Consider the following 11,530-nt stretch of genomic DNA (forward strand, 5'->3'; position numbering starts at 1 on the left):
AGAACATTGCGGCGAAATGGTGCATTTCTTCCGAGTGAAACAATTAGCGGCCGAAATCGGCCGCATAGTTTGATGTCGTACGCTGAGATCCTGTCAAAGAAAAGCTTCAAGCACCTCGTTCAAGAAAAGCCAGCCCTTCTCTGTCGTTTTGATTCTCTTGAGATGGTCGCAGACAAGACCTTTTTCTCGAAGTTCCGTCCAAATCGACTCAATAACATCGAAATCGAGGCCGGTCCTCTCGGTGTAAAAATCGAAGGGCACGCCCTCTCTCAGCCGAAGCGCATTAAGCATGAATTCAAATGGCAAATCTTCCGGATCAATGAGTTTCCGCTCGGCGATTTGAGTCTGATGTTCTTTAAACGATAAAAGCCATCGGGCCGGATCGCGATAGTTATAAAAACGCTCCGGACGTCCTTGAATGGTTATTTTTCCGTGGGCACCGGGACCGACGGCAAAATAATCTCCGAACTCCCAATAGTTAAGGTTATGCCTGCAGCGGTACCCTCCTTTGGCATAGGCAGACACTTCATAGTGATCAAAACCGCGGGCTGCGGTTTTATCCCTGACCAAATCGGACATATCTGAAAGCACATCGTCATCAGGAATCCCTTTGGGCGGAAATTTGGCAAAATAGGTGTTCGGCTCCAGGGTCAGCTGATAGCAGGACAAATGCGTCGATCCGAAAGAAAACGCGGTTTCCAGCTCTTCGTCCAGTTCCTGAATAGTCTGGCCGGGAAGCCCGAACATTAAATCCAGGTTGAAGTTCTCAAAGATCTTTCCGGCGCTTTCTGCAGCCCGCCTGGCTTCCTGCGAGTTGTGAACCCGGCCTAAAGCCCTCAATTTAGCGTCATCAAAACTTTGAATTCCGATCGAAAGCCGGTTGACACCGGCCTCCCTGAAGTCTTTAAATTTCTGTTCCTCAAAAGTGCCGGGGTTGGCTTCCAGCGTAATTTCGATGTTTTCGTGGAACGGAATATTGTTGTCGGCCGCTTCAATGATTCTGCCGATGGTTTCCGGCGCCATCAGAGAAGGAGTGCCGCCCCCGAAAAATATGCTCTTCAGCTTTCTTCTCTGGACACGGGCGCCCTGCTCTTTGAGCCCTTCAATGATGGCAGCCTCATAGAGTGCTTCCGGCGCCGGCCCTCTCAAGCCGTGAGAATTAAAGTCGCAGTAAGGACATTTTTTTAGGCACCACGGCCAGTGAATATATAAAGAAAGCGGAAGTTCTTTCAATTTACCAATTCCAACGTTCGGTTAATAAAGTGCGCATTTTTCTCATGGCTTTGCCGCGATGGCTGACGGCATTCTTTTCTTCGGCCGTCATCTGAGCAGCGGTCTTTCCGTCCGGCGTCACGATAAAGAAAGGATCGTATCCGAAGCCGCCCTCGCCTTTCGGTTCATAACCGATCGTGCCGTTCCAAAAATCAATCGCGATCAGCGGCTCGGGATCGTTTTCATCACGGACGGCGACAATAACGCAGGTGTAATGAGCGTTACGATTGTCTTTGTCTTCAAGTTCTTTAATCAGTTTTGCGTTATTTGCAGCATCTGAGCTCGGCTCGCCGGCAAAACGTGCACTCAGTACGCCGGGCGCGCCTTTTAAGGCATCCGAGCAAATTCCCGAGTCATCGGCAATGGCCGGAAGACCGGAATGTTTCGCCGCCCATCTGGCTTTTGCCAGCGCATTTTCCACAAAGGTACCGAAAGGCTCTTCTGCAGAAGGGATTCCCAAAGAACCTTGAGAAATCACTTCGGCACTCATCGGAGCAAGAAGCTCCTGCATTTCTTTCATTTTCTTTTTGTTATTGCTGGCGAGAACAATTTTCTTAGACATGTCTTTTTACTCCTCGGCAAGAGCTGCTCTCTGAGCTGCAAACAGCTGCTTCAGGCCGTCTTCAGCCAGCTTGAGCAAAGCATCGAGGTCTTCCCGACTAAAGGGTTCTCCTTCAGCGGTTCCCTGCAGTTCAACAAATTTTCCTGCGTCTGTCATCACGACATTCATATCCGTATCACTTAAATGATCTTCGTCGTAGTCGAAATCAGCAACTGGAACACCTTCATAAATACCAACTGAAAGTGCAGCGACTTGTCCTTTGAGCGGAGATTTTTCCAAGGAGCCGTTTTTAATGAGCCAATTGACGGCATCAGCGAGTGCCACATATGCACCGGTAATCGAAGCGCATCTTGTACCGCCGTCTGCCTGGGTCACATCGCAGTCAATTTTGATCATTCTCTCGCCGAGTGCTTCCATGTCCACCACTGCGCGCAGAGATCTTCCGATCAGACGCTGGATTTCCTGTGTGCGGCCGCTTTGCTTTCCTTTGGCGGCTTCTCGGTCCGTGCGAGTACCGGTAGCGCGCGGCAGCATTCCGTACTCCGCAGTCACCCAGCCTTTTCCCTGATCTTTGAGCCAGCCCGGGACCTTTTCTTCAACCGAAGCGGTGCAAATGACCTTGGTGCCTCCGACTTCAATTAAAACGGAGCCTTCGGCGTATTTTGTGTAGTGACGTGTGATCTTTATCGGGCGCAGTTCGTCTGCTTTGCGGCCGCTGGGACGGCTCCAAGTTTCTTCTGTCATTCATATCTCCTTCAACAATGTTCTGTCATTCTAATGAAGGCAGATTCGTAAACCATAATTTCCACCCGATCCGAACCTTGTGGAAGTTAGAGCCGGCTTCAAGGAAGGTAAAATACGGCGGCAGAAAGACCGTGCAATCCAGTTCAATCAAGCGCGGCAGAGAAGGAGTTTTGAATGAGTAATATTTCGAGTATGACGGGTTACGCGAATGCCAAAGTCCAAACCGACATGGGCTTGCTGAGCATCGACATGAGAAGCGTTAACTCTCGTTTTTTAGACTTAAGTTTCCGCGCTTCCGAAGAAATTCGTTTCCTCGAACCGAAATTCAGAGAGATCATCTCCGGCAAAATCGCCCGCGGCAAGATGGAATGCCGCTTGAATTTAGTGGATTCCGGCTTATCGGCGGATACGGCCTTAAATGAAGAAGCCCTCAACAAGCTTATGGCTCTTCAGACGCAGGTCTTAAAGACAGACCCTTCCGCCACAGCCCTGCGCGTCGCCGACATTCTGAATTATCCCGGCATCGTCGCCGCTCCGGTCCCCGATCCCGAAGTCTTCGCAAAGCAAGTGCTGACAGGCTTTGAACAGTGCCTCGCTGCATTTAACGAAAGCCGACAGCGTGAAGGCGCTGCTTTAGCTCAGGTTCTGCTCAAATACTGCACACAGATTGAAGACCTCGTCAATACGCTTCGTCCTAAGATTCCTGAAATTCTTCAGGCGCAAAAGGACAAACTCACCGAAAGACTTGAAGAAGCATTAGGTACCACGCTGGCAGACGGCGCTCAGATCACCAAAGAAGAAGTCAATGAACGCATCCGTCAGGAAATCACGCTTTACGGCATCAAGCTTGATGTCAACGAAGAGATGGAAAGACTGTGCACCCACGTCAAAGAAGTGAGAAGAACACTGGATCGCGGCGGCCCCGTCGGCCGGAAACTCGACTTCCTGATGCAGGAACTCAACCGTGAAGCCAATACGCTCGGCAGCAAAGCCGTTTCAATTTCGATGACGGACACGTCCGTCAATCTGAAGCTCGTGATTGAATCGATGCGCGAGCAAATTCAGAACCTCGAATAATTTTTCTTTTTCTGATAATCGAAGGGGCGCCCATCGGCGCCCCTTCTTGTTTCTTTAGCAGTTCAAATGATTAGTTCTTGCTGCGGTCGATATGACGGTGAGCAGAGATGAACGGCATCATGGAGCGCAGGCGAGCACCGACGACTTCAATCGGATGAGCGGCCGTCTGAGCACGGATGGAGCGAAGCATCGGAGCGCCGACTTGGTTTTCAAGGAGGAAGTTCTTAGCGTAAGAACCGTCCTGAATGTCGCTCAGAGCTTTTCTCATCGCTGCGCGAGCCTGGTCGGAAACAACCTTTGGACCGGTGACGTAGCCGCCGAACTCAGCGTTGTTAGAGATGGAGTAGTTCATATCTGCCAAGCCGCCTTCGTAGATCAGGTCAACGATCAGCTTCATTTCATGGCAGCATTCGAAGTAAGCCATTTCAGGAGCGTAGCCGGCTTCAACCAGGGTTTCGAAGCCCATCTTGATCAGTTCGGCAATGCCGCCGCACAGAACGCACTGTTCGCCGAACAAGTCGGTTTCGGTTTCTTCTTTGAAGGTGGTTTCAATGATGCCGGCCTTGCCTGCGCCGTTGGCAGCAGCGTAAGACATGGCGACTTCACGGGCTTTACCGGATTTGTCCTGGTAAACAGCGATCAGCTGAGGAACACCCGAACCTTCGGTATAGGTGCGGCGAACGGTATGGCCGGGAGCCTTCGGGGCAACCATCCAAACGTCAAGGTCGGCTCTCGGAGTGACCTGACCGTAGTGAATGTTGAAGCCGTGGGCAAAAGCCAAAGCAGCGCCTTCTTTCAGGTTCGGTTCGATTTGTTTTTTGTAGACCTCGGCGATCTTTTCGTCAGGAAGAAGGATCATCACAACATCTGCGTCTTTTGTCGCATCTTCGATTGTGGCTACCTTCAGACCGGCAGCTTCGACTTTCTTCCAGGAAGCGCCGTCTTTGCGGACACCGACAACGACGTCAACGCCGGAATCATGAAGATTCTGTGCGTGAGCGTGGCCCTGGGAGCCGTAACCGATGATAGCGACTTTCTTTCCTTTGATTAAAGAAAGGTCGCAGTCTTTGTCGTAATAAACTTTCATTTTAATTTTCCTCAAGTTATGAAGGTTGGAACAATAAATTAGAGGTGGAGCATTCGATCTCCGCGGCCGATGCCGCAGGAACCGGTGCGAACCATTTCAAGGATGCATTCCTTATCAACTGCTTTGAGAAAGGCATCCAGTTTGTCGGAATTACCGGTTAATTCAATGGTGTAGGTTTTATCCGTCACATCAATAATGCGTCCGCGGAAAATGTCGTTCAAACGTTTCATTTCCTCGCGATCCTTGCCGACAGCACGAACCTTGACAAGCATGAGTTCGCGTTCTGCGTACTCGCCTTCCGTCAAATCAACGACTTTAATAACTTCGATTAAGCGGTTGAGGTGCTTGGTAATTTGTTCGATGATTTCCGTGCTTCCCGGGCTGACAATGGTCATACGGGAAACCGTCGGATCTTCGGTCGGTGCAACGGTCAAAGATTCAATGTTGTAGCCTCGAGCGGAGAACAATCCGACCACGCGGGAAAGTGCTCCCGGCTCGTTTTCCAAAAGAATAGATAGAACGTGTCGATTCATCAGATTTTCTCCGAGCCTAAGATCATTTCCGTCAGTCCGCGTCCGGCTTTCACCATCGGCCAAACGTTTTCGGTCGGATCCACATGGAAATCAAGGAAGACGAGTTTGTCTTTGTATTTGCCGAAAGCATCCTTCAGAGCTTGTTCGACGTCTTCAGGACGATCGACCACAATACCGATGTGACCGTAAGCTTCCGCCAGGGCTTTAAAGTCCGGTGTCACTTCCATGTGAGAATGGGAGTAGCGGCGGTCATATTCAAGTTCCTGCCACTGACGAACCATACCGAGATAGTTATTGTTGAGCAGGATGATCTTGGGCGCTACGCCGAGCTGCTTAGCAGTGGCCAATTCCTGAATATTCATCTGAATGGAACCGTCGCCTGTGACGCAGACCACCGGTTTATCGGGATGAGCAACGCAGGCACCGATCGCATAAGGCAGGCCCACACCCATCGTGCCCAAGCCGCCGGAAGTCAGCCAATGGCGAGGCTTACGGAACTTAAGGAATTGGGCGCACCACATCTGATGCTGACCGACGTCGGTCGCCACGATCATATCGTCACCGCCGATTTCCTGCAGCTTCTGAAGAACGTACTGAGGCTTAATCACCGTATCGCTGTTTTCGTAGTGAAGGCAGTCTTTTTCACGCCAGCCGTTGATTCTGTTTTGCCACGCGGCAAGCTTTTCAGGATCGGGGCGCTTGTCGGTGGTTTCGAGCAGATTGAGCATGTCGGCGATGACTTCTTTCACGTCGCCGACAATCGGGATATCGACTTTCACGCGTTTGGAAATCGTGGACGGATCGATATCAATATGAATAATCTTGCGGCCGGGCTGTGCAAAGTTGGACGGCAAGCCGACAACGCGGTCGTCGAATCTGGAACCGATTGCGATCAGAACGTCGCAGTTCTGCATCGCCATGTTAGCTTCGTAGGTTCCGTGCATGCCCACCATGCCGAGGAACTTTTTATCGTCGGATGGCATGGCACCCAACCCCATCAATGTTGAATTGACGGGAATGCCGAGTTCAAAAGCTAAACGCTGGAGCAGTTCGCTCGCATTGGCAGAAACGATGCCTCCGCCGATATGGATCAAAGGACGTTCAGCCGAGAGAATTAATTGCAGTGCCTTTTTGATCTGGCCCAAATGGCCCTTCGTCAAAGGTTTGTAAGAACGAAGTTCCATGTTTTCCGGATATTGATATTCGCAGATCGCTGCGGAAACATCCTTCGGAATGTCGATCAAGACAGGACCGGGGCGGCCGGTTTTAGCAATATAAAAAGCTTTCTTAATCGTCTTGGCTAAGTCTTTTACATCTTTCACCAAGAAATTGTGTTTGACACAAGGACGAGAGATACCGACGATATCCACTTCTTGGAAAGCATCCTGACCGATCGCGAGGGTATTAACCTGACCGGTAAAAATAACCATCGGAATGCTGTCGGCATAGGCGGTCGCGATGCCGGTAACAGCGTTAGTAGCGCCGGGTCCGCTGGTGACCAAGGCTACGCCGACTTTATTAGATGCTCTGGAGTAGGCATCTGCAGCATGAGCTGCACCTTGTTCGTGTCGAACAAGAATGTGTTTGAATTTATCCTGCTTATAGATCGCGTCAAAAATATTCAGCACGCTGCCGCCGGGATAACCAAAAACGTATTCAACGCCTTCTTCGGCAAGCGCGCGTACAAGTATCTCTGACCCGTTCAGACGTTCTGCGGGTTTAGACCCTTCTTGAGATTTCATTAGGAAATATCCTTTCAAAGTCCACGGGAAATTGATTGGAGGCGAACACTCTGCTTGTGACGGAGGCCCGCATGTTCTAATACCGACGCCGGCTCATTCTTGCGGAATGGTTGGGTTCAGTTTTTTTATTCTTCTTGTAGAAGACTCTTCCAATATAGCGCAATAAACGCGGGAACTTTAAATCTCAGAAAGAAATTACTTCTTCTCGATTTCTCGATGAATAATCCGATTAATCTCTGTCGGCGTGACCGGCTTCTGTACGATAAGCGGGAGTTCCATCAGGTTAACCGCTGAATCCGCAAAGTCCAAACCCTCGGTCTCTTCTTCGTACTGAGCCATGATGGCATCACGAGAAGTGGCCGTGCTGATAATCGCCGGAATCTTGCGTCCCAGAACACTGCGGATGCGGAAGATCGATTGGAGACCGGTCAAACGGCTGGGACCTAAGTTAAAGTCAGAGAAAATAATGTCTACCGGCGCCTCCTCAATCAACTGAGCAGCGAGTTCAGCATCAAAGTATTCCGCCCTTCTCACTTTGGCACCCCAGCCTTCTAATAACGTTGCCAGGCTCTCACGAATCAAAGGATCGTCCTCAATTAACAGGACGTTGACATCCTCCAGAGAAAAAATCCGATTCGGCTGTACGGGCGGCTGTACTTCCGTCGTATCTACAGACGTTTCGATTGCCATTTCCAAGCGGAAGATAGAACCTTTTCCTACTTTAGAAATCAGTTTGAGTTCGATATTCAGAAGTTTGCAGATCTTATCGACAATCGAAAGACCTAAGCCGAAACCCTCTCGGGATTTGTGGCCGGCGCCGCCGCGGTAATAAGCCTGAAAAAGTTTAGCTTGATCTTCTTTCGTAATCCCGCAGCCCGAGTCGGAGACAGTAACAACAAGCGTGTTCTTCTTTGTTTTCTTTGCCCTCAGCAGGATACCGCCGTGCTCGGTATAACGTACGGCGTTTCCGATAAGGTTACGAAGCACCCGTTCAAAAAGCAGTCCGTCGGTGACGATCATCAGAGGCTCGGCCCTCACTTCAAAAGTCAACCCCTTGTGTTCGGCCATCGGCGTAAATTCATTCGCCAATTCAGAGAACATTGAACGAATGGAGACTTCGGTAGGCCGAATCTTCATCGTCTTGGAATCCAGCTTCGAAATAATCAGAATCTGATCCACCAGCGTCGCCACCGTATTGCAGGCCTTCGACAAATTATCAATTAAAGGTTTAGCCTGTTGATCGGCCTGCCCCTGAAGAATAGAGATAAAAATGCCCATAGCCTGGAGCGGCTGACGGAGGTCATGGTTAGCAGCCGCAAAGAATCGTGTTCTTGCAGAGATCGCCATTTCGGACGCTTCGCGGATATAGTCGGCCTTCTGCCGCTGGAAAATCAGCTGCTCCATCAAGAACTCTCGTTCAAACGAACGATAGATGCCTTGGAGATAAATCTTATTCAGACGGACGCCGAAGTAGAAAATAATGAGGAAAAGAATAAGCGTCCAGAATAAAGCGATAAACAAGGACGGCTGGTATATCAGGACGAGCTTCAGAATCGTCGGAAGCAGCGTTGCCGGAACGAATATCCAAAGGGCGGGAAGCCAGATGGCGTAAAGCGGAACACTGCCGAATGTCACGCCCACAATCATGGCCAAGAGAATCATCTCGACAATGACGTTGTCCGGAACCATGAAATAAAAGCCTGCAAAACCGATAGAGAGACCCGACACCAAAATCATCTGGAGCGTGCGGTTCTTCCAGTAATGAAAACGCTTGTCCATGGACGGCTCGTTGAAGAAGTCATCCGCAGATTTCATGCTAGCCAGCGTATGCATCACATTAAAAGCCAGCCAGAGCGCCATGACCCAGCCCCCGACATAGCTCCAGCAAGTCAAGGTAAAAATAAGGTACAGCAGCATGCGGATCGCAACGACCGCTGTCGTCCGGTGCTTTAAAACCGACAACTGACGAAGCTGCACCTTGGAAGCTAACCGAGCGCCTGAAAGATGAAGATGGTAATTAGTCGCCTCGGGAGGGTTCGGCTCAAAAATGGTTTTAAGGCGCTTAATAGCAGAAAAAATCATTTCGGCACTCCCGCAACTCTAAAGTTTGGACAGCCTTTCATCGTGAGTTCTGCCATGTTTGACTGAACATTGAGATGTGCCTCAGAGCCGACTACAAGTGTGGCGGTTTTCATTTCGTGCCCGAAAGGCAACCCTGAGATAAACGGGGTTTTAGTGCGCCCTGCGATGAAACTCAAAGCATCTTCCAGCCCGTATCCGAAATCATGTTCGGAGGACTTAATTTTCGAGAAATCCCCCAGGACCACGGCTTTTTGGTTATCGATCACTCCGGCCTGCAGAAGGTGATTCAAATCACGCTCTATTTTGTAAGCCGGTTCAGCGATATCCTCGACAAAAAGAATACCGCCTTCGATTTTCGGGAAGTACTTGGTTCCGAGCATCGAACACAAGACGGTCAAATTCCCGCCCCAAAGCAAACCCGTTGTTTGAAAGTCCGGAAACGGTGTCGGGAAAAAGAATTTGTATTCTTCTGCCGCCAATACTTCAAAGAAAGTTTGAATGGTATAAGGATCGCACTTGAGGTCGCCGAGCACAGAAGCCGTCGGCGCCTGCAGGCTCTTTCCGCCGGTCAGTGCTAAATAAGCCGTAGTGAAAAAAGTGATATCGGAAAAACCGGCAACCCAAGTTCCATTAGATTTGATTTTGTTGAAATCAAGGTTCGGTAGGAGTCGGGAAAAACCGTAACCGCCTCGAGCACACAAAACAAGTTCATTATCGCTGCAAGCCTGCTGAAAATCATTCAACCGAGCGGAGTCGCTGGAACCGCCGAAACGACCGAAGCTGGTGTAAACATCTTCTCCGATGGTTACGTCCCAACCTCTTTCTCTGAAAAGTTCGGCCGCCCTCTCGACGGATTTGAAATGAATGACATTACCGGAAGGGGCGTTAATACCGACTTTATCCATTTGTTTTACCACGGCTCTTTCTTAATTCGACAAAAAAACTTTGGAGTATCCGGAGACAATCTTCCTCCAGTACTCCTGCTGTCACATCAGTGTGATGATTGACTCTTTTCTCGTCAAATAGTTTAAACACACTTTCGGCGGCACCCGCTTTTTGGTCTTTGGCCCCGTAAACCAATCGGGCAAGTCTGGCCCCGATAATTGCTCCGGAGCACATCGGACAAGGCTCAAGCGTCACATAAATCGTGCAGTTATCCAGCCGATAATTTTTAAGATTCTGAGAAGCGTTTTTAAGAGCAATGATTTCAGCGTGTCCGCTCGGGTCATGACCGGCAACCACCAAGTTATGACCTCGGCCTATAATTTTGCCTTCTTTATCGACAACAACGGCGCCAACCGGTACTTCTCCGGCCTGATGAGCCTTTTCTGCCTCGACAAGGGCTTCGCGCATGAAGTATTCATCACGCGAGCGATCGATCCGAGAAAGCCGAACTTCTTCCTCACGGCTCAGGGCTTTATGTTTTCTTTTTTGCCGAATCTCTTCTCGAAAAGCTTCAACTGCAGAAGTTAACTCTGAGAGCGGAAATCGGACGATTTGTTCGATAGAAGAAGCCGATACTTCCAAAAGATTTTGTGCTGTATCGGTTATCCAGTTTCCGGCTTCGGCTAGAAATTTTTTTGCATCTTCTTCGTCCGGATCCAGCGGATCTCGAGCCGTTGCTCTAAACGTATCGACAACTATACGAAGATGGTCGGGAGATTTTGAAAGGGAAGCAAGAGAAGAGCCTCGCCGAATAGACAATTTCACAAATTTCGAAATTAGATCCGACTGCTGAGGCATCTTTCATTAGAAATTTAATTGAGACGGGGCTGTTGCCAATTAATATCGGTGCTTTGGTTTGCCACGCCTTCCTTGAGTTCGGACTCAAGGCCTTCTTCGTCGTTGGTTAATTGACCAAATTTCTTTAATCGGTCCAAAGCATTCAGCATTGTTCTTGCGCCGTGTTCTCCGACGTAAATGTCCATATCGTCGCAGCCGTATTGATTTTCTTCCATGGCTGCCAGCGCAGAAGAAGCTGCCTCATATCTCTTAGTTAACTGTCGGAAATCTTCTTCGAGAAAAACCATCAGTTCCAAGACGGCAATATAAGGCGTCCCGGAAAGCTCCGGATGTTTGACAAAAACCGTAAAGACTTCAGTCAGCATCTCATCAACTTCTTTTCTGGTGCTATAGAGCTCGTCGATATGATTTTCGGCGACTTCCATAAAATCGTCTAAGTTACTGTAGTCTTCCGGCTGAGGCGTATGTCGCTCATACGATTGTATTCTTCCGTTCGCCATCGCATGAACCTTATGGCCTTCTTCTATCATCTTTGCCAGGTCAGGCGTAGTTTTAAATTTCTTTATTTCGATCTTTTTCATGGCCAAAGTATAAACGAGTTACCTGCTTAGCATATTAACGCGCGGACCTCGAAGACGAAGGTAAAGCCGTGCGAATCGAGTAAGTTGGATGCCTTAACGCACTAATA

11 protein-coding genes are annotated in these 11,530 nt (G+C 49.4%); 1 reads left to right on the forward strand and 10 read right to left on the reverse strand.

Translation table 11 applies throughout. From position 1 onward, the window contains the following. Positions 1-93: 93 nt before the first annotated feature. Genes hemW through rph form a run of 3 tightly spaced genes read right to left on the reverse strand, consistent with a single transcriptional unit; the run spans position 94 to position 2,578 of the window. On the reverse strand, positions 94-1,233 hold the full coding sequence (hemW, locus tag HMPREF9439_RS00165; RefSeq protein WP_050789266.1) for a radical SAM family heme chaperone HemW: 1,140 nt from the start codon (positions 1,231-1,233) through the stop codon (positions 94-96). A gap of 1 nt (position 1,234) precedes the next feature. Continuing rightward, the gene (gene rdgB / locus HMPREF9439_RS00170; RefSeq protein ID WP_008812046.1) at positions 1,235-1,834 is read right to left on the reverse strand and encodes an RdgB/HAM1 family non-canonical purine NTP pyrophosphatase; all 600 of its coding nucleotides are present in this window, start codon (positions 1,832-1,834) and stop codon (positions 1,235-1,237) included. A gap of 6 nt (positions 1,835-1,840) precedes the next feature. Then, on the reverse strand, positions 1,841-2,578 hold the full coding sequence (gene rph / locus HMPREF9439_RS00175) for a ribonuclease PH (RefSeq protein ID WP_008812045.1): 738 nt from the start codon (positions 2,576-2,578) through the stop codon (positions 1,841-1,843). 174 nt (positions 2,579-2,752) lie between these two features. Between rph and HMPREF9439_RS00180 the strand changes: the two genes are divergently transcribed. Further along, entirely contained in the window at positions 2,753-3,655 is a 903-nt protein-coding gene (locus HMPREF9439_RS00180) for a YicC/YloC family endoribonuclease (protein ID WP_008812044.1), read from the forward strand. A gap of 70 nt (positions 3,656-3,725) precedes the next feature. Here HMPREF9439_RS00180 and ilvC read toward each other — a convergent pair whose 3' ends face one another. From ilvC to HMPREF9439_RS00215, 7 genes are all read right to left on the reverse strand, one after another. Further along, complete coding sequence (gene ilvC, locus HMPREF9439_RS00185) at positions 3,726-4,742, reverse strand: ketol-acid reductoisomerase (protein ID WP_008812043.1); 1,017 nt, start codon at positions 4,740-4,742, stop codon at positions 3,726-3,728. 38 nt (positions 4,743-4,780) lie between these two features. Continuing rightward, positions 4,781-5,275: an acetolactate synthase small subunit gene (gene ilvN / locus HMPREF9439_RS00190; protein WP_008863271.1), complete on the reverse strand. Its 495-nt coding sequence runs from the start codon at positions 5,273-5,275 to the stop codon at positions 4,781-4,783. Continuing rightward, positions 5,275-7,017, reverse strand: a complete 1,743-nt coding sequence (gene ilvB / locus HMPREF9439_RS00195; RefSeq protein WP_008863272.1) for a biosynthetic-type acetolactate synthase large subunit — start codon at positions 7,015-7,017, stop codon at positions 5,275-5,277. Before ilvB ends, ilvN begins: the two co-directional genes overlap by 1 nt. 195 nt (positions 7,018-7,212) lie before the next feature. Continuing rightward, complete coding sequence (locus tag HMPREF9439_RS00200; protein ID WP_008812040.1) at positions 7,213-9,099, reverse strand: hybrid sensor histidine kinase/response regulator; 1,887 nt, start codon at positions 9,097-9,099, stop codon at positions 7,213-7,215. Then, the gene (locus tag HMPREF9439_RS00205; protein ID WP_008863273.1) at positions 9,096-10,004 is read right to left on the reverse strand and encodes a S66 peptidase family protein; all 909 of its coding nucleotides are present in this window, start codon (positions 10,002-10,004) and stop codon (positions 9,096-9,098) included. Before HMPREF9439_RS00205 ends, HMPREF9439_RS00200 begins: the two co-directional genes overlap by 4 nt. Then, the gene (tadA, locus tag HMPREF9439_RS00210; protein ID WP_244862358.1) at positions 9,997-10,809 is read right to left on the reverse strand and encodes a tRNA adenosine(34) deaminase TadA; all 813 of its coding nucleotides are present in this window, start codon (positions 10,807-10,809) and stop codon (positions 9,997-9,999) included. The genes HMPREF9439_RS00205 and tadA overlap by 8 nt, the downstream gene beginning before the upstream one ends. Positions 10,810-10,856: 47 nt before the next feature. Further along, positions 10,857-11,423: a hypothetical protein gene (locus HMPREF9439_RS00215; protein ID WP_008863274.1), complete on the reverse strand. Its 567-nt coding sequence runs from the start codon at positions 11,421-11,423 to the stop codon at positions 10,857-10,859. Positions 11,424-11,530 lie beyond the last annotated feature (107 nt).

Origin of the sequence: Parasutterella excrementihominis YIT 11859 (assembly GCF_000205025.1) — a bacterium.
Classification (GTDB): Bacteria; Pseudomonadota; Gammaproteobacteria; order Burkholderiales; family Burkholderiaceae_F; genus Parasutterella; species Parasutterella excrementihominis.